The 20,461-nt window shown below is 74.8% G+C and carries 20 protein-coding genes and 1 pseudogene; 5 read left to right on the top strand and 16 right to left on the bottom strand.

The annotated features are described in order from the left end of the window. Positions 1 to 103: 103 nt before the first annotated feature. From hypE to AB0399_RS36770, 15 genes and pseudogenes are all read right to left on the bottom strand, one after another. On the bottom strand, positions 104 to 1,144 hold the full coding sequence (gene hypE / locus AB0399_RS36840; protein WP_366414257.1) for a hydrogenase expression/formation protein HypE: 1,041 nt from the start codon (positions 1,142 to 1,144) through the stop codon (positions 104 to 106). A 136-nt stretch (positions 1,145 to 1,280) separates the two neighbouring features. Beyond that, complete coding sequence (gene hypD / locus AB0399_RS36835; RefSeq protein ID WP_329372262.1) at positions 1,281 to 2,405, bottom strand: hydrogenase formation protein HypD; 1,125 nt, start codon at positions 2,403 to 2,405, stop codon at positions 1,281 to 1,283. A gap of 230 nt (positions 2,406 to 2,635) precedes the next feature. Further along, a pseudogene (locus tag AB0399_RS36830) lies at positions 2,636 to 2,896 on the bottom strand (HypC/HybG/HupF family hydrogenase formation chaperone); the annotation flags it as partial. Positions 2,897 to 3,031: 135 nt separating this feature from the next. Continuing rightward, positions 3,032 to 5,392, bottom strand: coding sequence for a carbamoyltransferase HypF (hypF, locus tag AB0399_RS36825; protein WP_366414254.1), 2,361 nt, complete (start codon positions 5,390 to 5,392; stop codon positions 3,032 to 3,034). Continuing rightward, positions 5,389 to 6,216 carry a hydrogenase nickel incorporation protein HypB gene (gene hypB, locus AB0399_RS36820; RefSeq protein WP_366414253.1) on the bottom strand — a complete coding sequence of 276 codons (828 nt, stop codon included), beginning with the start codon at positions 6,214 to 6,216 and terminating at the stop codon, positions 5,389 to 5,391. The genes hypF and hypB overlap by 4 nt, the downstream gene beginning before the upstream one ends. Positions 6,217 to 6,219: 3 nt before the next feature. After that, entirely contained in the window at positions 6,220 to 6,621 is a 402-nt protein-coding gene (locus AB0399_RS36815; RefSeq protein WP_329372266.1) for a hydrogenase maturation nickel metallochaperone HypA, read from the bottom strand. 279 nt (positions 6,622 to 6,900) lie between these two features. Then, entirely contained in the window at positions 6,901 to 7,536 is a 636-nt protein-coding gene (locus tag AB0399_RS36810) for a hydrogenase maturation protease (protein ID WP_366414252.1), read from the bottom strand. After that, positions 7,533 to 9,026, bottom strand: a complete 1,494-nt coding sequence (locus AB0399_RS36805) for a hypothetical protein (RefSeq protein WP_366414251.1) — start codon at positions 9,024 to 9,026, stop codon at positions 7,533 to 7,535. The genes AB0399_RS36810 and AB0399_RS36805 overlap by 4 nt, the downstream gene beginning before the upstream one ends. Next, entirely contained in the window at positions 9,023 to 9,748 is a 726-nt protein-coding gene (locus AB0399_RS36800) for a DUF6084 family protein (RefSeq protein ID WP_329372271.1), read from the bottom strand. Before AB0399_RS36800 ends, AB0399_RS36805 begins: the two co-directional genes overlap by 4 nt. Continuing rightward, the gene (locus AB0399_RS36795) at positions 9,745 to 10,482 is read right to left on the bottom strand and encodes a DUF5947 family protein (RefSeq protein ID WP_366414256.1); all 738 of its coding nucleotides are present in this window, start codon (positions 10,480 to 10,482) and stop codon (positions 9,745 to 9,747) included. The genes AB0399_RS36800 and AB0399_RS36795 overlap by 4 nt, the downstream gene beginning before the upstream one ends. Positions 10,483 to 10,541: 59 nt before the next feature. After that, entirely contained in the window at positions 10,542 to 11,090 is a 549-nt protein-coding gene (locus AB0399_RS36790) for a hypothetical protein (RefSeq protein ID WP_329372272.1), read from the bottom strand. Beyond that, positions 11,087 to 12,874: a nickel-dependent hydrogenase large subunit gene (locus tag AB0399_RS36785; RefSeq protein ID WP_366414250.1), complete on the bottom strand. Its 1,788-nt coding sequence runs from the start codon at positions 12,872 to 12,874 to the stop codon at positions 11,087 to 11,089. The genes AB0399_RS36790 and AB0399_RS36785 overlap by 4 nt, the downstream gene beginning before the upstream one ends. Before the next feature lie 124 nt (positions 12,875 to 12,998). Beyond that, the gene (locus AB0399_RS36780) at positions 12,999 to 14,084 is read right to left on the bottom strand and encodes a hydrogenase expression protein HypE (RefSeq protein ID WP_328460758.1); all 1,086 of its coding nucleotides are present in this window, start codon (positions 14,082 to 14,084) and stop codon (positions 12,999 to 13,001) included. Between the two features lie 661 nt (positions 14,085 to 14,745). After that, entirely contained in the window at positions 14,746 to 15,117 is a 372-nt protein-coding gene (locus AB0399_RS36775; protein WP_366414255.1) for a MerR family transcriptional regulator, read from the bottom strand. A gap of 303 nt (positions 15,118 to 15,420) precedes the next feature. Then, positions 15,421 to 16,458, bottom strand: coding sequence for an NADP-dependent oxidoreductase (locus tag AB0399_RS36770; protein WP_366414249.1), 1,038 nt, complete (start codon positions 16,456 to 16,458; stop codon positions 15,421 to 15,423). Between the two features lie 377 nt (positions 16,459 to 16,835). Here AB0399_RS36770 and AB0399_RS36765 point away from each other — a divergent pair, with 377 nt between their 5' ends. Further along, complete coding sequence (locus AB0399_RS36765; protein ID WP_329372276.1) at positions 16,836 to 17,519, top strand: pyridoxamine 5'-phosphate oxidase family protein; 684 nt, start codon at positions 16,836 to 16,838, stop codon at positions 17,517 to 17,519. A 103-nt stretch (positions 17,520 to 17,622) separates the two neighbouring features. Further along, complete coding sequence (locus AB0399_RS36760; protein ID WP_329372277.1) at positions 17,623 to 18,519, top strand: universal stress protein; 897 nt, start codon at positions 17,623 to 17,625, stop codon at positions 18,517 to 18,519. A gap of 39 nt (positions 18,520 to 18,558) precedes the next feature. Here the strand turns inward: AB0399_RS36760 and AB0399_RS36755 are convergent, their stop codons facing one another. After that, complete coding sequence (locus tag AB0399_RS36755) at positions 18,559 to 18,840, bottom strand: glutaredoxin domain-containing protein (protein ID WP_366414248.1); 282 nt, start codon at positions 18,838 to 18,840, stop codon at positions 18,559 to 18,561. 143 nt (positions 18,841 to 18,983) lie between these two features. On the opposite strand from AB0399_RS36755, the gene AB0399_RS36750 reads away from it, so the two are divergent. From AB0399_RS36750 to AB0399_RS36740, 3 genes are all read left to right on the top strand, one after another. Then, positions 18,984 to 19,169 carry a CsbD family protein gene (locus tag AB0399_RS36750; RefSeq protein WP_329372280.1) on the top strand — a complete coding sequence of 62 codons (186 nt, stop codon included), beginning with the start codon at positions 18,984 to 18,986 and terminating at the stop codon, positions 19,167 to 19,169. Between the two features lie 161 nt (positions 19,170 to 19,330). Then, positions 19,331 to 19,777 (top strand): GNAT family N-acetyltransferase, encoded by a 447-nt coding sequence (locus AB0399_RS36745; RefSeq protein ID WP_329372281.1) that lies wholly within the window; start codon positions 19,331 to 19,333, stop codon positions 19,775 to 19,777. A 117-nt stretch (positions 19,778 to 19,894) separates the two neighbouring features. Next, complete coding sequence (locus AB0399_RS36740) at positions 19,895 to 20,428, top strand: DUF3761 domain-containing protein (RefSeq protein ID WP_366414247.1); 534 nt, start codon at positions 19,895 to 19,897, stop codon at positions 20,426 to 20,428. Positions 20,429 to 20,461 lie beyond the last annotated feature (33 nt).

Raw genomic sequence — 20,461 nt, 5'->3', positions numbered from 1 at the left:
GTGACGACGGTGGCGTAGCCCATCTCCTCGTTCTCCACCGACAGGCTGGTGGTGGCGCCGTTGATGATCGCCAGGATCTTCGACTGGGCGTCGAGGCGTACCGTCAGCAGATCCGCGGCAGTTGCTCGCCGATCGGCAGGTCGACGACCCGGGTGCCGCCGAGGCCGGTCCGCGCCACCACCATGCCGGGGTGGTCGGCCACCGCCTCGCCGATCACGCACGCCTCGGCGCCCAGCGGATGCGCCCGCATCGCCGCGAGGACCGCCTCGGCGTGCTCGCGCGGCACGAAAGCGACCAACTTGCCCTCGTTGGCCACGTACCAGGGGTCGAGGCCCAGGATCGCGCACGCGTTGGCGACCTCCGCGGGCACCGGAACCGCCCGCTCCTGGACCACGACACCGGTGCCGCCGGCCGCCGCGATCTCGTTGAGGGAGGCGGCCAGCCCGCCCCGGGTGGGGTCGCGCAGCACGTGCAGATCAGGGGTGACCGCGAGCATGGCGTCGACCAGACCGCCGAGCGGCGCGCAGTCGCTCTCGATCGACACGCCGAACTCCAGGCCCTCCCGCACGCTCATGATCGCCACGCCGTGCACGCCGACCGGGCCGCTGACGATCACCACGTCGCCGGGCACCACCCGGTCCGGCCGCAGGTCCACCCCGGCCGGGATGAGGCCGATGCCCGCGGTGTTGATGTAGACGCCGTCGCCGTGCCCGGCCTCCACCACCTTGGTGTCCCCGGTGGCGATCTCCACGCCCGCCGCCCGCGCCGCCGCGCCCATCGCCCGCGCGATCCGCGCGAGGACGGGCATCTCGACGCCCTCCTCCAGGATGAATCCGCAGGACAGGTACGCCGCCCGCGCGCCGCTCATCGCCAGGTCGTTGACGGTGCCGTTGACCGCGAGGTCGCCGATGCAGCCGCCGGGGAAGAACAGTGGCCGCACCACGAACGAGTCGGTGGAGAACGCCAGCCGGGCACCGCCGAGCGACACCGCCGCCGCGTCACCGAGCTGCGCCAGCACCGGGCCGCCGAACGCGGGCGCGAAGACGTGCTCGACGAGTTCCGCCGACATCGCGCCGCCCCCGCCGTGCCCCATCACCACCCGCGGCTGGTCGCGCAGCGGCGCCGGGCAGGTCCACGACAGCAGGTCGAGAACGGGGGGTTCGCCGGTCGCGGTGTCGGCGGTGGTCGCGGTGTCGGCGGCGGTGGTGGTTCCCGCGGTCGCGCCGCTGTCCGGTGCGGACGGCTCCGGCACCGACGGGGTGGCCCGCTCTCGGGTGGTCTCAGGCAACGGGGCTCGCCTCCATGCGTGCCGGGGCGGTGTCGAGCCGCCGGTAGAGGTAGTACGCCGCACACGCGCCCTCGCTGGAGACCATCGTGGCGCCCAGCGGATTGCGCGGGGTGCAGGTGGTGCCGAACGCCTCGCACTCGTGCGGCTTGATCAGGCCCTGCAACACCTCGCCGGCCCGGCAGGCGGCGGGCTCCACGGTGCGGATGCCGGTCACGGCGAAGCGGTGCTCGGCGTCGAACTCCCGGTAGCGCGGCGACAGGCGCCACCCGCTGTCCGGGATCACCCCGATCCCGCGCCACGCCCGGTCGCCGACCTCGAAGACGTCCGCGAGCATCGCCTGCGCGGCCGGGTTGCCCTCGTCGCGCACCGCGCGCGGGTAGGCGTTCTCCACCCGGTGCTCGCCGCGTTCGAGCTGCGCCACGGTGCGGCGGACGCCCTCCAGGATGTCCAGCGGCTCGAACCCGGTGACCACGATGGGCACGTGGTGCCGCTCGGCGAGCTCCGGGTACTCCGCGGTGCCCATCACGCTGCACACGTGCCCGGCGGCGAGGAAGCCCTGCACCCGGCAGTCGGGCGAGCGCATGATCGCCTCGATCGCGGGAGGCACCCGCACATGCGACACCAGCATGCTGAAGTTGCGGATGCCGAGCTTGCGGGCCTGGTACACCGTCATCGCGTTCGGCGGCGCGGTCGTCTCGAAGCCGATGCCGAAGAACACCACCTCCTGCCGCGGGTTCTGCCGGGCGATCTTCAGCGCGTCGAGCGGCGAGTACACCACCCGCACGTCGCCGCCCTCGCTGCGCACCCGGAACAGGTCCCGGTCGGTGCCCGGCACCCGCAGCATGTCGCCGAACGAGCAGAAGATCACCCCGGGGCGCGCCGCGATCTCCAGCGCCTTGTCGATCACCTCCAGCGGGGTGACACACACCGGGCAGCCCGGTCCGTGGATCAACTCGATCTCGCTGGGCAGCAGTTGGTCGATGCCGTGCCGGATGATGGTGTGCGTCTGGCCGCCGCAGACCTCCATCAGCGCCCACGGCCTGGTCACGGTGGCCGCGATGTCGTCGAGCAGGCGGCGGGCCAGCTCGGGGTCCTGGAACTCGTCGATGTACTTCACTGCTGCCGCGCCTCCCGCGGTGCCGGCCGCCCGTCGGCGTGGCCGGCGGTGTCATGGCCGCTGCCTTGCTGGTGCGAGCCGGTCGGTACGGGCACGCCGCTCGGTGCGGGTGCCGCGTTCGCGCTGGGCGCGCCGGATGTGCCGGGCGCGCCGGATGGGCTGAGCGCGCCGGACGGGCTGGGCGCGCCCGGTTCGGCGTCCTCGTCGGCCCACGGCGGGGCGCCGCCGCCCGCGGCTGCCTCCCACGGGTCGCCGAACTCCTCCTGGAGCAGCCCGAGCGTGGCGAACAGCTCCAGCGTCTGCTTCGCGGACTCCTCGTCCAGACGTTGCAGCGCGAAACCGACGTGCACGATGGCGTACTCGCCGACCTGGAGGTCCGGCAGGTACTCCAGGCACACCTCCTTGACCACGCCGCCGAAGTCGACGCTGGCCATCCGGGTGCCGTCCCGGTCCTCGATCTCCAGCACTCTGCCGGGTACCGCCAGGCACATGGGGCTTCTCCTCGCTCAAGGGGGTGCGGTCGGTGGGGAGTTCGGTGGGTCAGGGGAATGCGGTGAGTTCGGTGGGATCGGTGCTTCGACCGGTCCGGGGCCGCGGTGCCGTACGGCGAGGGCGGCCCGCGGCCGTCACGGGGAGGCCGCCGCCCGCGCGGCCACCATCAGCTGGCCGAGCGCCAACCCGCCGTCGTTGGGCGGCACCTGATGGTGTCGCAGCACGGTGAAGCCGTCCGCGCGCAGCGCCGCGGCACACGCCGACGACAGCAGCACGTTCGCGAACACCCCGCCGGTCAGCGCGACCGTCGTCAGGCCGTGCCGCTCACGGGCCGCCGCGCACCAGGCGGCCACCAGGCCCGCCACCGCCCGGTGGAAACGGGCCGCGACGACCGCCGCCGAGCAGCCGGCGCGCACGTCGGCGACGACCGCGGCGAGCAACGGCCCCGGGTCCGCGACCAGTTCGGCGCCCGCCCCCGGATCGCTCTCCGGCCGCAGCGCGAACGCGTACCCGGGCCCGTCGTCGGCCAGGGGCGCGCCCGTGGCCGCGCCCTCCAACTCGACGGCGGCCTGCGCCTCGTAGCCGGCCAGATGGCACACCCCGGCCAGCGAGGCCACCGCGTCGAAGAGCCGGCCCATGCTGGACGTCGGCACGCAGTTCAACCCCAACTCCAACTGCCGTTCCAGCAGCCGCCGTTCATCGGAAGGGCAGGCCGCCGTGCACGGCAGGTCGGCGTCCCACGGCAGCCCGGCCGCCCGCAGGTGCGCCAGCGCCATCCGGTACGGGCGCCGGACCGTCGCGTCGCCGCCCGGCAGTGGGACGTAGCCGAGCCGCCCGAAGCGGCGGTGGCCGTCGTAGTCGGCGAGCAGCACCTCCCCGCCCCACACCGCGCCGTCGTCGCCGTACCCGGTCCCGTCGAAGGCCACCCCGATCACCGGCCGGGTGCCGTCCAGGCGGTGCTCGGCCATCGCGGCCGCGACATGCGCGTGGTGGTGCTGCACGCGCACCAACGGCCGTGCTCCGGCGGCGCGTTCGGCCCACTGCCCGGAGCGGTAGCGCGGATGCCGGTCGGCGGCCAGCAGTTCGGGCCGCACCGACGTGATCGACTCCAACTGTCCCTGCGCCCGGGCGAAGGCGCGCTGCGTGGCGAGGTCGTCCATGTCGCCGACGTGCGCCGACAGCCACGCCTTGCGGCCCTCGCCGAGGCAGAACGCGTTCTTCAGATCCCCGCCGACGGCCAGCGCGGGCCGCACCGGCACCGGCAGCGCGATCGGCAGCGGGGCGTACCCGCGCGAGCGCCGCAGCACCACCGGCTCCCCGTCGCAGACCCGCACCACCGAGTCGTCGCACGGCACCTGGATCGGCCGGTCGTGGGTCAACCACGCGTCGGCCAGGGCCGCCAGCCGCTCCCGCGCCTCGGCGTCGCCGGTGACGATCGGCTCGCCGGAGACGTTGCCGCTCGTCATCACCAGCAGCCGGGGGCCCGGCGGATCACCCGGCAGCCCGAGCAGCAGATGGTGCAGCGGCGTGTACGGGAGCATCACGCCCAGGTCGGGGCCGCCGGGCGCCACGTCGTCGCAGACCGGCACGCCCGGCCGCCGCCGCAGCAACACCACGGGCCGCAGCGGCCCGGTGAGCAGTTCGGCCTCCAACGCCCCCACGTGCGCGAGCGGTTCGACGCCGGCCAGGTCCCGGGCCATCACCGCGAACGGCTTGCGGCCGCGCGCCTTGCGGGACCGCAGCAGCGCCACCGCCCCCGGGTTCGCCGCGTCGCACGCCAGGTGGTAGCCGCCCAGCCCCTTCACGGCCAGGATCGCACCGGCGGCCAGCAGCGCGCGGGCCTCGGCCACCGGGTCCGCCCCGCCCGACCGGCCGGTCCGGCGGATCAGCCGCAGCCGCGGCCCGCAGTCGTGGCAGGCCACCGGCTGGGCGTGGAAGCGCCGGTCGGCCGGGTCGGTGTACTGCGCCCGGCACGCCCCGCACATCGGGAAACCCGCCATCGTGGTGTGCGCGCGGTCGTACGGCAGCCCGGTGACCACGGTGAAGCGCGGCCCGCAGTTGGTGCAGACGATGAACGGGTGGCGGTACCTGCGGTCGGCGGGGTCGGCCAGTTCGGCAAGGCACTCCGCGCAGGTCGCGATGTCCGGGGAGACCAGGGTGCGGGTCGCGCCGCCGTCCTGGGACGCGGTGATCGCGAACCCGGGCCGGCCGGTCACCGCCACGGCGCACTGCTCGACGGACTCCACCGCGGCCAGCGGAGGCGCCTCGTCCGCGACGCGCGCGCAGAACGCCGCGACGTCCGCGGCCGGGCCCTCCACCTCCGCGACGACGCCCTCGCCGGTGTTCGTGACGTGGCCGGCCAGACCCAGCCGGCCCGCCAGCGCGTAGACGAAGGGGCGGAAGCCGACTCCCTGCACCACCCCGCGGACCGTGACCCGGCGGCGCACCACCGGATCGGCCGCCGCCACGGTGCCGTCGGCCGTGGGGGCGGTCATGACCGGGGCCCGCCCGCGGGCTGCGCCTGGCCGGCGGCGGGCGCGAGCGAGCCGAGCGGGTCGCCGTGTTCGTGCGGGTGGCCGTGCGCGTGCGGCTGCGCCGCCTCGTCGTCGGCGTGGTGGTGGCCCGGCAGCGGCTGGGACGCCATGACCGGCGCGTGCACGGGGGCGCCGCCGGCCGCCGCCAGCGCGCGGTCCAGCAGGGCGCCGACGCCGCTGCCGGTGCGGGCGGCGGTCAGCACCACCTCGACCCCCGGGTTGACCTGCTGGACGTTCGCCCGGAACGCGGCCTCGTCGAAGCCGACCGCGCCGGCGATGTCGGTCTTGGTGACGACCACCAGATGCGCGAGCCCGAACGCCGTCGGGTACTTCAGCGGCTTGTCCTCGCCCTCGGTGACGGACGCGAGCACCACCCGCAGCGTCTCCCCGAGGTCGTAGGACGCCGGGCAGACGAGGTTGCCGACGTTCTCCACGAACAGCAGCCGGGTGCCGTCGGGCAGCCAGCCGTCGAGGTGGCCGCCGAGCATCCGCGCCTCCAGGTGGCACAGCCCGTCGGTGAGCACCTGCTTGACCGGGGCGCCCGAACGGGCCAGCCGCCGCGCGTCGTTCTCCGTCGCGAGGTCCGCGGTGAGCGCGGCGACCGGCAGCGCGCGCTCCCGGGCCAGCGCCAACTCCGCCTCCAGCAGCGCGGTCTTGCCGCTGCCGGGGCTGGACAGCAGGTTGACCACGGTGGTGCCGCGCAGCGCGAGATCGGCCCGCAGCCGCTGCGCGCAGCCGTCGTTCTTGGCGAGTACCGCCTGCTGGAGGTCGATCGCACGGCACATGGTTCAGCGCTCCTCAAGGTGGGGCCGGGGTGCGCGGCCCGCGGCGGCGGGTGCCGGCGGGTCGTCCCACCGCACCCCGGCGATCAGCAGTTCGCGCCCGGCCAGCAGTTCGGCGGCCGGTGTGCCGCAGGCCGGGCAGCACAGGTCCGGCGGCATCCCGACCGGCCACTGGTCCCCGCACGGCGCGCAGCGGGCCCGGCCGGCCACCGATTCGGTCTCCAGCCGCGCGCCCTCCAGGACCGTGCCGGAACAGGCGAGTTCGAAGCAGAACTGGAGCGAGTCCGGTACGACGCCCGCGAGTTCGCCCACCCGCAGCCGTACGGTCCTGACGGCGGTGGCGCCGGCGGCGAGCGCGGCGTCCTCCACCTGGCCGACGACCGCCAGCGCGATGGACATCTCGTGCATCGTCCTCTTCCCGTCCGGCGGTTCACGGTTCACGGTCGCGGTTCACGAATGACGGTGCGCGGTGCACGTCGTGGGGTGCCGCCGGCTTCATTACACGGCGGCGGCCCGGCCGCGCGGTATCGGCGCGCCGCCGGGCCGCCGCGCAAGGACTCGTTCGGTCCACAGCGCCGTCAACTGCGGTTCACATGGCGCGCATCCGCAGGTAGCGGCGGATGTCGGGCAGGTTCACCGCGAGCAGTGCGCCGAAGGCGGCCGCGGTGCCGGCAAGGGTGATCTTCATCAACATGGTGATGTCTTCCTCTCCTGGATGGCCTGGTCGAGCGACGGGTCCCTCGGTGGGTCGTGCGGTGCGGGGTGCGGCCGGTGCGCCGCGTCGTGCCCCGGTACGGCGCCGCTCTCGTCGAGCAGCCGGCGCACCAGGCGTACGGCCTCGGGTACGGCCGCCTCGACGGGAGGGCTGAGCCCGATGCCCTCCTCGACGTCCGCGGGCTCGCAGCCGACGACGAGGATGCGGCGGGGCGGGGTGCCGCCGGTGCCCGCGCACAGGGTGCCCAGCAGGGCGAGCACCGAGTCGGGGGACATGCGGTGCCCGTCGAGGGGCACCGGCCCGGCCTCCGTTCCTGCGCCGCCCGGGCCGCCGCCGGGAAGGCCCGCCTCGATCAGGTAGACGGTGCCGGGCGCCCCGCCCCGGGCGGTGGCGTCCACGAGCACGAACGTGTCGTATCCGTCGAGGAGTTGGTACGCCAGGTGGACCCCGCGCACGCCGACGTCGACGGCCTCCACGTGGTCGGGCAGCGGCCCCTCGGCGGTCAGCCGGCGTACCGTCTCCACGCCGAAGCCGTCGTCACCGAGGAAGATGTTCCCGACCCCGGCGACCAGGGTGCGGGGGGTGCGGGACGTGCGGGCGCCGCTCACGCGTCCTCCAGCGGGGTGACCTCGTCGGGCTGGAAGTACAGGAACCGGCCCTGCTCGCGCCGGATGTCGGCGCCCGGGTCGCCCTCGACGGTGACGGCCAGGTGCACGCCGCCGTCGACGTCGTGCAGCACCGCCTCCACGTGGGCGTCGCAGCCGAGCAGGAAGAGGTCCTGGGCGTCGGAGCGGCGCAGCCCCGGGCGCAGCCGCACCCGGCTGCCCGCGCCCACGTCCTTGCCGTCGATCACCACGCGGTCGGTGGCCGGGTCCACGCTGCGGTCGCTCTCCGGGTCCCACCAGGGTTTGCCCGGGTCCATCAGGGCGTCCAGCGAGTCCGGCGAGATGTCCAGGTCGGAGGGCAGGTCGGACGCCAGGTCGGACGGCAGGGCGGAGGGAGTGACGGAGGGCGTGGCGGGTCCGGAGGGGGCGGGCGGGCCGGTGATCTCGCGCAGCGACCGCACCGCGCCGTGCAGCCGCTCCAGCACATCCGGCGGCATCGTGTCGGCGAGGTCGATCACCTCGGCGGCGCGCGCGTCCGTGCCGCGCGCCTCCCGCTTCTCCTGCTCGGTCAGGGCCGAGGTGCGCAACGCCAGGATCTCGTCGATCTCCAGCGCGTCGTAGAGCGCGCCGGGGCTCTCGGGGGCGATGGCCGGGTGGTCCTCCAGGATGATCGGGGCGGACAGCACCACGTCCCGGCGCCCGTCGGCGCCGGCCAGCACCGGCCAGGTGCGCAGGTTCGCGCACTGCGCGGTGGCCTCCTTCGCCCACTCCGGCGGGTCGGCCATCGACAGGAACGACCCCGCGCTCAGGCCGAGCACCAGGTGCGCGGAGACCAGCGCGTGCGGCAGCGCCTCCTCCCGGTCCGCGCCCTGCGGCCCGGGCGCCCAGCCGCCGGTGTTCTCCACCACCGCGGTCAACCGCCGGACCGCGTACGGCCCGGGCAGGTCCTCCGCGGCCAACCGGACCACCCCGCGCACCTCTTCGCGGCGGCGCAGCAGCAGCCCGACGTGCCGCCCGGCCTGGTCGCGGACATCCTCGGTCTCCTCGCGCGCCGGACGGGAGAAGGCGAACTCCCGCTCTTCAGCGCCGAGTTCGCTCACCGGCACGCTGAACTGGACGCGCTCCTCCACGCCTTCGTCCCAGGGCGTCAACACCCGGTCGGGCAGGTCGAGTCGGGGGACCGTCGCATAGGACCCGTCGACGCGGAGTTCCTGGACCACCCGGCGCTGCGCGTGCAGGAACCGCAGTTCCACCAGCAGCGCCGCCTCCGCCCGGGGTTCCATCAGGCACTGGGTGCGCTGGAAGGCGTGCTCGCCGCTGTCGGCGCCCCAGGCGGGCGGCACCAGGACGCCGAACTGCCAGCGCAGCCGGTTCTTCGCCGCCGACGCGCGGTACGGGTACAGGACGTAGCCCTCGAAGAGCACGGCGTCGGCGACCTTGCGGGCCGCGGCGAAGCGGCTGTCGAAGTCGGCCGGGGGAGCGGAGACGGTCACGTGGCGGTCCTGTCGGGGGAGGGCGGAGCCGGCTCGGCCGGGGTGAACGGGGCGAACGCGGAGGGGCGGGGCAGGTCCGGGCGGGCCCCCTCGGCTGGCCGGTCGGCGGCGAGCAGTGCCCGTACCGTCGCGTCCCAGGACGGCAGCGCCCGCTCGGAGCGGTAGGCGAGCAGCGCGTCCATCGTGTCGCGGGGCAGCCGCAGCCAGCCGCAGCCGGGGAAGTGCTGCTCGACCATCGCCCGCCACACCGCGACCGGCATCCGGAAGGGCGCCTCCCGGTCCCACGGCACCGGCTCCACCTGGTAGCCGCCTGGCCCGGTGAACGCGGTGCCGGAGAAGAGCATCAGCAGCGGCACCTCGCCCTCCTGAAGGGCGTTGAAGTACCGCGTCGCCGCGATGTCCAGGTCGTACGTGCACGGCACCGGCAGGTCGACCTCCGTCTCGCCGGTGAAGCCGGGCACCATCAGCGAGACCTGCGCGAACTGCACCGGCAGCATGCTGCCGCCCCACCGGGACCGCTCGCCGAACAGGTCGGCCAGGCCCTCCGCCTCCGCGTCCGCGTAGCCGCGGCGGGCGGGTTCGATCCGGATCTGGCAGCGCAGCGCCATCGCGTGCACCCGCACGCCCGGCGTCGCGGTCAGCCGCAGCCGGTAGACCAGGGTGGGCCCGGCGGCGTACGGGTCGGCGCGCACCGCCTCGCACGAGAACGAGAACTCCGTCACGGCCGCCCGCCCCCGGCCGCCGCCCCGGACCCCGGAACCGGGCCGGACCCCCGAACCGCCCCAGACCCCGGTACGGTCCCCGCCCCCGGCGCGTCCTCCGGTTCGGGCCGTCCCTCCGCGGGCACCGGCCTGGCCCGGCGGGCGACCTCGGCGAAGAACCGCTCCAGGTCCGCGCGCGCCTCCGCGCCCCCGTCGAAGCCCTGCCAGCGCAGCCGCATCCGCCCGACCAGCTCGTAGCAGATGTCGATCGGCACCAGGAAGCACGCGTACCTGCCCTCGGCCCGGCGCACCAGCAGCGCCTCCACGTCGGGTTCGAGCACCTGCGCCAGCCGGCTGCCGGCCAGCACGTCCTGCCAGGTGTCCGGGTCCAGCTCGCTCTCGGTCGCGCCGGCCGGGCTCGGGTACTGCGCCACCAGCCGATCCAGCGCGGCGTTCCGGAAGAAGAACGCCACCCCGACCGGGATCTGCAGCCGCTCCCACACGCCGTCGTCCCACACGTGCCCGGGGTCGGCGAGGTAGCGGTCGGGTACGGCCCGGAACCGGCCGCCGGCCGCGCCCCGGCTGTCGAAGAGCAGCGCGCACGCCACGCACGCGCAGGCCAGCGCCCGCTTCTCGGTGTCGACCAGGTGCCGGTGGGCGCCCGGTGCCACGTCCACCCCGCACAGCTCGCACCGCTCCGGCCGCTCCCGCTCGGCCCGGGCCGCCGCGGCGAACCGCCGCAGCCCGGTCAGCAGGGGGCCGGAGCCGGCGCCGGAGCCGAGGCCGGGACCCGTGCCCGGGCCGGTCGGTGCGCTCACGACGCCCCCGCCGCTTGCGGCCGCCGGGTGATCTGGAGCAGCACCGGCTCGGCCGCGTCCGGCGACTCGACCTCCACCGCGCGGACCTCGCTGGTGAAGCACGCCAGCGCGTCCTCGACCGACGTACGCAGCGCGTCACCGCCGTCGTCGCCACCGCCGCACCCGCAGCCGCCGGACTCGGCGGCCCGCACCCGCAGCACCCCGGTCGCCGCGTCGAAGCCGACCAGCTCCACCGGCTTGCCCGGCACCCCCGCCAGCGCGCGGGCGATCCGCTCCTCCAGCGGCTCCGGATGCAGGTCGTGCAGCACGAGCATCGCCGACACCGGCTCGTCGCGCAGCAGCCGCTCCAGCGCCTTCGGCTCGGTCTGCCCGAGCAGCGCCAGCACCCGGGCGAGCCCGGCGCCGTAGAAGTCCATCAGCGCCCGGACCAGCTCCTCGGCCGCCGCGCACGCCGCCCGGTCGCCGGACGCGGCCAGCTTGTCGAGCACCTCCTCGACCCGCCGCCCGGCCAGCTCGGCGTCGGGCGGCGCCACCGCCGCGGTCATCCGCCCATCCCGCTCAGCCCGGTCGGCACATGCATCTGCTCGACGGTCCTGCCGCCGCCGACGTACATGTGCACCCCGCACGGCAGGCACGGGTCGAAGCTGCGCACCGCCCGCATGATGTCGATGCCCTTGAAGTTCTCCGGGGAGTTCTCCTCGAAGATCGGCGTGTTCTGCACCGCGTCCTCGTACGGCCCCGGCGTGCCGTACGTGTCGCGGGTGCTGGCGTTCCACGGGGTCGGCGGGTACGGGTGGTAGTTGGCGATCTTGCCGTCGCGGATCACCATGTGGTGCGACAGCACACCGCGCACCGCCTCGGTGAAGCCGCAGCCCAGACCCTCGTCCGGCACCTCGAACTTCTCCCAGGTCTGGCTGCGCCCGGCCCGCACCTCGGCCAGGCCCTTCTCCGCGAAGTGCAGCGCGACCGCGGCGGCGTAGGCCTGGAAGTAGGTGCGGGCGCGGTTGCGCTCCAGCGCGTTGGACCACTTCGGGATCTTCCACTCGAAGCTCGTCTCCGGCTTCGTCATGGTCCGCGGCAGGTTGATCTTCACGCTGTGGCCGGTCGCCTGCACGTAGCCGATGTCGACCAGGCCGGACAGCGCCGTGGACCACAGCCGGGCGATCGGGCCGCCGCCGGTGTCCAGCGCCAGGTGTTCCTTGCCGTCGAACCAGCGCGGCGACATCACCCAGCTGTACTTGTCGTCGAAGTTGCGCTTCTGCGGCTGCGGGATGGTGTGCTGGTTCCACGGGTGCCGCGGGTCGACGGGGTTGCCGAGCGGGTCGTGCGTGACGAACTGCTCCTTGCCCGCCCAGTCCTCGTAGTACGAACTGCCCAGCAGGATGCGGATGCCGAGGTTGATCTCGGTGAGGTCGTTGGTGACCAGCTTGCCGTCCACGATCACGCCCGGGGTGACGAACATCCGCCGGCCCCAGTCGGTCATGTTGCGGTAGGTGAAGTCGCAGTACTCGGGGTCGTTGAGCGCGCCCCAGCAGCCGAGCAGCACCCGGCGCCGGCCGACCTCCTCGTAGCCGGGCAGCGCCTCGTAGAAGAAGTCGAACAGGTCGTCGTGGAGCGGCACCACGCGCTTCATGAACTCGACGTAGCGCATCAGGCGGCTGAGGTAGTCGGTGAACAACTGCACCGACGCGACGGTGCCGACACCGCCCGGGTAGAGGGTGGAAGGGTGCACATGGCGCCCCTCCATCAGGCAGAACATCTCCCGCGTGTAGCGGCTGACCTGGAGCGCCTCGCGGTAGAACTCGCCCTCGATCGGGTTGAGCGAGCGCATGATGTCCGCGATCGTCTTGTAGCCGTGCTCGCCGGCGTGCGGCGCCTCGGTGCGCTCGGCCAGCTCCAGCACGCCCGGGTTGGTCTCGCGGACCATCCGCTCGCAGTAGTCGACCCCGACCAGGTTCTCCTGGAAGATGTTGTGGTCGAACATGTACTCCGCGGACTCGCCGAGGTTGATGATCCACTCGGCCAGGTGCGGGGGCTTCACGCCGTACGCCATGTTCTGCGCGTACACCGAGCAGGTCGCGTGGTTGTCGCCGCAGATCCCGCAGATCCGGCTGGTGATGAAGTGCGCGTCGCGCGGGTCCTTGCCGCGCATGAAGACGCTGTAGCCGCGGAAGACCGACGAGGTGCTGTAGCACTCGGCGACCTTCTTCTGCTTGAAGTCGATCTTCGTGTGGATGCCCAGGCTGCCCACGATCCGGGTGATCGGGTCCCAGGCCATCTCCACCAGACCGCTGCCGTCGCCGGCCGCCTTCGTCGTCGGTGAACTCATCGTCTCTGCCGTGCCCTTCGTCGTGCGAGTCGTTCGGGGGAGTCGGGGGAGCTGGGGGAGCTGGGTGAGCCGGAGCCGCGGGTGCGCGGCGGCCGGCCACCGGCCGCCGCGGGCCGGGCGCCGGTCACCACGGCGGGCGGTAGCCCGTGGTCAACTCCGCCTCGGGGTGCCGCCACTTGGGCTCCTGGTCCACGGTGTGCAGGGTCACCGAACGCAGCCTGCGGATCACCGAGCCGTACACGCCGCTGAGCGTGCTGGAGACCTTGCCGCCGGGCGGCTCGTCCATGAAGGGCATGAACTTGTCCGGGAAGCCGGGCATCGTGCAGGCGATGCAGATGCCGCCGACGTTCGGGCAGCCGCCGACGCCGTTGATCCAGCCGCGCTTGGGCACGTTGCACTTCACCACCGGACCCCAGCAGCCCAGCTTCACCAGGCACTTGGGGGAGTCGTACGTCGCGGCGAACTGCCCCTGCTCGTAGTAGCCGGCCCGGTCGCAGCCCTCGTGCACGGTCGCGCCGAAGAGCCAGGCGGGCCGCAGCTGGTCGTCCAGCGGGATCATCGGGGCCGAGCCGGCCGCCTGGTGCAGCAGGTACACCAGCGTCTCGGAGAAGTTGTCCGGCTGGATCGGGCAGCCGGGCACGCACACGATCGGGATGCCCGCGTGCGACTTCCAGTCCCAGCCCAGGTAGTCCGGCACGCCCATCGCGCCGGTCGGGTTGCCGGCCATGGCGTGGATGCCGCCGTAGGTGGCGCAGGTGCCGATCGCCACCACGGCCAGGGCCTTCGGGGCGAGCCGGTCGATCCACTCGCTGGTGGTGATGGGCTGGCCGGTCTCCGGGTCGTCGCCGAAGCCGCTCCAGTAGCCCTCGGCCTTGATCGACTCGTTCGGGATCGAGCCCTCGACGACCAGCACGAACGGGTCGATCTCGCCGCGCTCGCCCTTGAAGAACCACTCGATGAAGGTGTCGGCGCCGCCGACCGGGCCGCACTCGAAGTCGATCAGCGGCCAGTGCACCTGGATCTTGGGCAGGCCCGGCAGCACGCTGAGGGCGATCTCCTCGATGCTCGGCTGGGTGGCGGCGGTCAGCGAGACCGAGTCGCCGTCGCAGCTGAGCCCCGCGTTGATCCAGAGGATGTGGATCGGTGACTCGTCGCCGGCCGGGTCACTGTCCTGCGAGGTGCCGGCCGGGGCCGGCGACGGTGCGCTCATGGGATTTCCTCCTGCGGGAGGTACGGACGGAACATCGCATGTCAGACACCACCCTGCGGTGTGCCGGAGGGCCGCGGGCGATCAGGCGCAGCCATTACGGTGGCGCCCCGGAAACCCGTCGGCGGCCGGTGGCAGGGTGCGCACCGGTCCTCCTCGGAGCGCGACCCGGCACGGCGTGCCGGACGCGTCACCCGCTCACCCGAGATCCTCCGCCCGACCGCACGCGGAGCCCGTCCGCCGCCGCCGCGCTGTCACACGAAAGCGGACCCGCGAACAGGACCACTTGGCGGGCATGAGGGTGTATGGCCGCGGCCGGCCGCGGAGTTGGGGTCCCCGGCGGGCCACGGAAGGCGTACGGGGCGCGGCGGGGGCGCGTGCGGGTACGAGGCGCGGGCGCGTGCGGGCTCGCGCGACGACGAGTCCGTGCGGTGCCCTGCGGGTGTGGCGTGGTGCGGGTCGGGTGTGGGTGCTGCCCGGCTCAGGGGTGGGTCGCATGGGCGCGGGCGGGCGCGCGAGGGCGTGGGAGGTGTGTGGCTTTCGCGACGGCGGGTCTGTGCGGTGCCCTGCGGGTGGGGCGTGGTGCGGGTCGGGTGCGGGAGCCGCGCGGCTCAGGGGTGGGGCGCGGCGTCGGAGGGAGCCGCTCGGCTCGGACGGAGGGGCGTCAGGCGTCGGCGCCCGAGGGCTGCCCGGCGAGCCGCAGGGTCAGCCGTTCGCGCAGTTGCGTGAGGCGGTCGATCTCCGCGTCGAGCGCCGCGAGCCTGCGGGCGACCACGCCGCCCGGTTCCGGGACGCAGCGCGGCGCGGGCCGGTCCACCAGCTGGTGCAGCCGGGGCGCCAGCCCGCGCAGGTCCGCCACCGTGAAGCCCGCCGCCAGCAGGTCGCGGATCAGCCGCACCCGGGCGACGTCGCCGGGCCCGTACTGCCGCTGACCCGACGCCGTACGGCCCGGAGCCGGCAGCAGGCCGCGCTGCTCGTAGAAGCGCAGCGCCCGCGGTGTGGTGCCAGCGGCGGCCGCCGCGTCCCCGATCCGCAGCAGCGCGGGCTCGCCGGGCCGCGGGCCGTCGACGCCGGCCGGGCCGCCCTGGGCGGGGACCGGGTGCGCGGCGGTCTCGACGGCGACCGCGCTCCCGGTCCGGGCGCGGCGGCGCGGGTCCGCGAGCCCCGGCGGCGGCGCGGAGCCGCCGGTCCGCCCGGCGGCCCCGGACCGCGGCTCGACCGCCGTTTCCGCGCCGCCCGCGTACGAGAGCGCGGGAATCCGCCCGGTGCGCATGCGTGACCTCCTGTCCGCCGGGGAGCCGCCCACCGCGGCCGGCCCCGGCCCTGCCCCAGCCCTGCCTCAGACGTCCACGACCACCGTGCCGAAATGCCGGCCGCGTACCAAGTCCTCCAACGCCTGAGGGGCCCGTTCGATGCCCGCGATCCGGGTGTGCGGGAAGTCGATGCCGCCCGAGCGCAGCCACGCGCTGAAGCGGGCGGTCCACTCCGGGGCCACGTCCAGGTGCTCCATGCCGGCGTAGCCGCGCACCGACACGCCTCGCAGGATCAGCCGGTAGCTGTCGATGACGGCGGGCGCGGCACCGCCGTCGCCGTCCGCGTCCAGCTGCCCCGACAGGGCCCCGACCAGCGCGAACCGCGCCCCCTTGCGGGCGACGTCCACGGCCGCCGTGAGCTGCTCCCCGCCCACGTTGTCGAGCAGGACGTCCACCCCGTCCGGCGCCGCCTCAGCCAGCCGCCGCGCGAAGGACCCGGGGCCGGCGCCGCGCAGCACCGCCGCGTCGTAGCCCAGCTCGGCGACCAGCCGCTCGGCCTTCTCCGCCGAGCCGGTGGTGCCGATCACCCGCCCGGCACCCAGCTGCCGCGCGATCTGCCCGGCCAGGGTGCCCACCGCCCCCGCCGCCCCGGTGACCAGCACGGTGTCGCCCGCGCGCACCTCGCCGAGCCGGGTCAGCGCCCCGTAGGCGGTGGCGCCCTGGTTGAGGTACTGGACCGGCTCGGGCAGCGCGCCGTCCTGGTCCAGCCGTACGCACTGGTCTTCGGGCAGCACGGCGTACTCGCGCCAGCCGAGCATGTGCAGCACCGGGGTGCCCGGCCGCAGCGCGCTGCCGTCCGGCGCGGTCACCACCTCCGCGACCGCCGGGCCGAAGAGCGTGTCCCCGGCCCGCAGCGGCGGCATCGGCGTGTCCTGGACCGCGCCGCCCATCAGGGTGCGCAGTGCGGCGAAGACCACGAAGTGGCGGTTGCGCACCAGTACCTCGCCCGGCCCCGGCCGCGGCACCGGCCCCTCCGCCACCGTGAAGTGCCGCGCCTCGGGCAGCCCCTTCGGCACCTCCGCCAACCGCACCTCGCGCGCACCGCCGCCTGCTGCCGTCGCCATCGCCTGTTCCTCTCCGTCGTGCATCGTCCGTGCTTCGTCCGTGCTTCGTTCGTGCCTTGTCGTGCTTGCCGGTCCGTCGGCGCGCCCGGTGGGGCCGCCTGGGGTCGCCTGGGGGCCGTCTGGGGCCGCCGTGCGTCGCTGTGCCGGTACGCCGCGTGCGTCGAGGTGACCGCACGAATCCGCGAGCGCGCCGGAACGCTAACCCCTGACCCGCACGTCAAGGTCAAGCCGCGCGGATTCCCCCGTATGGCGCAAGCCGGACAAGTGGTCCAGGCTGGTAGTGAGCCCTGGCGCCGGCGTGGCAGGTCCGGGCAAGAGCCGCGGGTGCGGTCCTCCCTCCTGCCGCGCGCCCGTCCCGGCCGGAGGGAGGACCTGGCATGTATGACAACGCCGATCCCGTGACACAGCCCGATCCGCGGGTCCTCGCCCGCCGTGTGGCCGAGCGCCGGCTCCAACTGGGGCTGAGTGAGGGCGCCCTGGCGACGCAGGCGGGCATGGCGCCGCGCTACCTCCAGCACCTGCTGAGCGCCGGGGTGGACTTCGATCCGGGCGGCTTCGTCCGGATCGCGGGCGCGCTCCACCTGTCCTACGACGACCTGCTCGAAGGGCGCACCGGCGGGCCGCCCGGGCAGGGCGAACCGGCCGCGCACCCCGCCTTGCTCCACCTCACCGAGCTCGAGTGCTGGGACCGGCTCGGCAGCCGTGGTGTGGGCCGGATCGCGCTGCCGGTCGAGCCGAGCCCGGGCGTCTTCCCGGTCAACTACGCGATCGACGCGCAGCCGGCCGACACCCGGTCGATCGTCTACCGCACGGAGCCCGGCAGCGCGGCGGCCCCCGCCGCGGGCGCCGCCGTCTCCTTCGAGGTGGACCGGGTGGACGACCACGTCAGCCAGGGCTGGAGCGTCCTGGTCACCGGTATCGCCGAGCACATCGACGACCCGGTCGTGGCGCACCGCCTCGACGAGCGCCACCCCGCGGATTCGTGGGCCGGCGACCACCTGCCGCTGTGGGTGCGGATACGCCCGGACCACGTCAGCGGACGGCGGATCGGCACGCCGTGACCCGCCGGCCTCCGGCGCGCCCGAGCCGCCGCCGCGCACCCATGTCCCTCGCCGCGCCGGGTAGGCGAAGGGAGAGCAGGCCGCGCTGAAGGAGGCGGACACGATGCGCCGTACGGTCGCCGTCGGAGTCGACGGCTCCCCCGAGAGTCTGGCCGCCGCGCACTGGGCGGCCCGCGAGGCCGTACGGCGGCGGGTGCCGCTGCGGCTGGTGAACGCCGCCGCCCCGCCGCCCGGCCTGGTCGCCCCCGCCGACCCGCACCCGGCCCCGGTGAACGAGGACTGGTCGCCCTACACCGCCGCCGCCGACCTGCGGCGCGCCCATCCCGCCGCCGAGATCAGCGTCGAGCAGGTGGTCGGGCAGGCGCTGCCGGTGCTGTTCGCCGCCGCCGACGAGGCGGCACTGCTGGTGCTGGGCTCGCGCGCGGTGAGCGCCACCGCCGGGTTCCTGCTCGGCTCGGTCCCGCTCACCGTCGTCGGGCAGGCGCCGGTCCCGGTGGTGCTGGTCAGGGCCGAGGGGGCGGGCGGGGCATCCGGAGCGGGCGAGGGGTCCGAGGTCTCCGGGTCGGGCGACGGCGGCGACGTCGTGCTCGGCCTGGACCTGGCCCGGCCCAGCGACCACGTCCTGGAGTTCGCCTTCGACGCCGCCGCGCACCGCTCCGCCACCCTCCGCGTCGTGCACGGCTGGAACGCGCCCCTGCCGTACGGCCTCGGCGCCGCGAACTCCGACCCCGACGCCCGCGCCGCCCTCCAGGCCCACGAGACCGGGGCGCTCGCCGACGCGCTGGCGCCGTGGCGCGAGAAGTACCCGCGCGTCCACGTCATCGGCGAGACCATCGTCGGCGCCGCCGACCGCCACCTGCTCAGCGCCTCGGCGGACGCCGCCCTGCTGGTCATCGGCCGCCGCCCGCGCGGCACCCGGCTGTCGGCCCACCTCGGCTCGACGTCCCACTCGGTGCTGCACCACGCGGTGGTCCCGGTCGCGGTGGTCCCGCACGAGTGAGCGCGGGCCGGGAAGGACGACGGGGGTCCGCGGCGCGGGTCAGCGCCCTTTGGCCAGCAGATGCGGCGCGTGCTCGGCGACGGCCTCGAGTATCTGCTTGCGTGACGGGTTCACCATGGCGTGCCCGGCGACCGTCACCGTCGGCACCGTCTCGTTTCCGTCGGCGACCAGCCGTACGAACGCGGCCGCGTCCGGGTCGCGCCAGATGTTCACCGTCCGGTACCGCAGCCGGGTGAAGCGCAGTTGCGTCAGCAGTTTGAGGCAGAAGACGCAGGCGGGCTGGTGGTAGACGACAACGCCGTCATCGGGATACTCGGCCATGCCGGAAGCCTAGAGGCACCGCTCGGTGCGGGGGGCCGTCTCTGCCAACCTGAAGCGGTCCCCGCTGACGGGTCCGCCGGCCGCCGCCGCGCATACCGGCACGTAATCCGGGCACGCGACCTGCGACGACGAAGGAGTGATCCATGAGTGACAGCGGCAAGGCCAAGGCGAAGTCCGACCAGGTCAAGGGCAAGGTCAAGGAATCCGTCGGGCAGGCGGTCGGCGACGACGAGCTCGAAGCCCAGGGCCGGGGCGACCAGGCCAAGGGCGACGTGCGACAGGCAGGCGAGAAGCTCAAGGACGCGGTGAAGCACATCGGCAAGGACTGAGCCTGCCCGTCCCACCGCGGCGCCCCCGCTCCCACGCCAGGGAGCGGGGGCGCGGGCGTGTGTACGTGTGTACGTGCGCCGCACGGGACTCGTCGGCGGGGTGCGGGGCGGTGCGGAAAATCGCTGCTCGGATCGGGTACGCGGCTGGCATGCTCAGGGCCATGGCTTTCCGTACCGCGACCGCGCGCGACCTCCCTGACCTGCTGGCTCTTCTGATGGGGGAGGAGGGCGTCGTGGACCCGGGCGGCGTCGAGGTCTCCGACGCCCACGAGCGGGCCTTCGCGGCGATCGAGAGCGACGACCGCAACGAGATCGCGGTGCTCGAAGGGGACGACGGGGCGGTGCTCGGCTGCCTCCAGCTCACCTACATCCCCGGACTGACCCGGGGCGGCCAGGAGCGCGCGCTGATCGAGGCGGTACGCATCCGCGCCGACCTGCGGGGCGCCGGGCTCGGCCGTGAACTGCTGACCTGGGCGATCGAGCGGGCCCGCGCCCGCGGCTGCGGCCTCGTCCAGCTGACCAGCCACGCGCGGCGCGCCGACGCCCACCGTTTCTACGAGTCGCTCGGGTTCGTCCGCAGCCACCACGGGTTCAAGCGAGAGCTGTGACCGCGGCCCGCCCGCGGGAGCTACTCGTACGTAACGTCACAACTGCGTCACTCGGCCGATGCCCGGCGAAGCGGACTGGAACGCTCATCCCTCCGTAACCGCATCAGGGGGACGAACATGCGCACCCGCACCCGCACTACCCGCACCGCCGGCGGCGGCAGACGCGCCGGCAGAACCGCCGGCGGAACCGCCCGCATACGTGCCGCCGCGGCTGGAGCGGTCATCGCCACCGGCCTGCTCGCGTCGGCCTGCGGCCCGGCCGCCACCGGGGCGGGGACCCCGGCGCCGCCCACCACGACCGTCTCCGCCGCGCCCCTCGCCGACTCGCCGGGGTCCGCCACCTCGACCCCGGCCGCCACCGCGTCGGACGCGCCGACCGCGACGCCGACCGCGACACCGCCCACGCCCACGCGTACGGCCACGCACCGCCCGGCGCCGGTCACCACCACCCACCGGCCCGCGCCCACCGTCCACCACACCGCGTCGTCGGGTTCCGGCTCGGGCGGCAGCGGCGGCACCCATCGCACGGAGGCGCCCGTCGCGCCCGGTGGCGGGGCGACCGCGAAGTGCAACGACGGCACCTACTCCTACTCCCAGCACCACCAGGGGACCTGCTCCCACCACGGCGGGGTGGCCGTCTTCTACAAGTAGCCCGAGGCCCGGCGCCCGGGCAGCTCGAAGGGC

It is taken from the genome of Streptomyces sp. NPDC088194, from assembly GCF_040702025.1.
Lineage (GTDB): Bacteria > Actinomycetota > Actinomycetes > Streptomycetales > Streptomycetaceae > Actinacidiphila.
The sequence above is the reverse complement of the archived record's forward strand: the minus strand, read 5'-3'. Positions and strand labels throughout refer to the sequence as shown.

Bases quoted from the DNA above. Each gene is read 5' to 3' on its own strand.
- AB0399_RS36745 (WP_329372281.1), top strand. From the start codon at position 19,331: ATGGCTTTCCGTACCGCGACCGCGCGCGACCTCCCTGACCTGCTGGCT.
- hypF (WP_366414254.1), bottom strand. From the start codon at position 5,392: ATGACCGCCCCCACGGCCGACGGCACCGTGGCGGCGGCCGATCCGGTG.
- AB0399_RS36765 (WP_329372276.1), top strand. From the start codon at position 16,836: ATGTATGACAACGCCGATCCCGTGACACAGCCCGATCCGCGGGTCCTC.
- AB0399_RS36790 (WP_329372272.1), bottom strand. From the start codon at position 11,090: ATGACCGCGGCGGTGGCGCCGCCCGACGCCGAGCTGGCCGGGCGGCGG.
- AB0399_RS36815 (WP_329372266.1), bottom strand. From the start codon at position 6,621: ATGCACGAGATGTCCATCGCGCTGGCGGTCGTCGGCCAGGTGGAGGAC.
- AB0399_RS36770 (WP_366414249.1), bottom strand. From the start codon at position 16,458: ATGGCGACGGCAGCAGGCGGCGGTGCGCGCGAGGTGCGGTTGGCGGAG.
- AB0399_RS36740 (WP_366414247.1), top strand. From the start codon at position 19,895: ATGCGCACCCGCACCCGCACTACCCGCACCGCCGGCGGCGGCAGACGC.
- AB0399_RS36785 (WP_366414250.1), bottom strand. From the start codon at position 12,874: ATGAGTTCACCGACGACGAAGGCGGCCGGCGACGGCAGCGGTCTGGTG.
- hypB (WP_366414253.1), bottom strand. From the start codon at position 6,216: ATGTGCCGTGCGATCGACCTCCAGCAGGCGGTACTCGCCAAGAACGAC.
- AB0399_RS36780 (WP_328460758.1), bottom strand. From the start codon at position 14,084: ATGAGCGCACCGTCGCCGGCCCCGGCCGGCACCTCGCAGGACAGTGAC.
- AB0399_RS36755 (WP_366414248.1), bottom strand. From the start codon at position 18,840: ATGGCCGAGTATCCCGATGACGGCGTTGTCGTCTACCACCAGCCCGCC.
- AB0399_RS36750 (WP_329372280.1), top strand. From the start codon at position 18,984: ATGAGTGACAGCGGCAAGGCCAAGGCGAAGTCCGACCAGGTCAAGGGC.
- AB0399_RS36760 (WP_329372277.1), top strand. From the start codon at position 17,623: ATGCGCCGTACGGTCGCCGTCGGAGTCGACGGCTCCCCCGAGAGTCTG.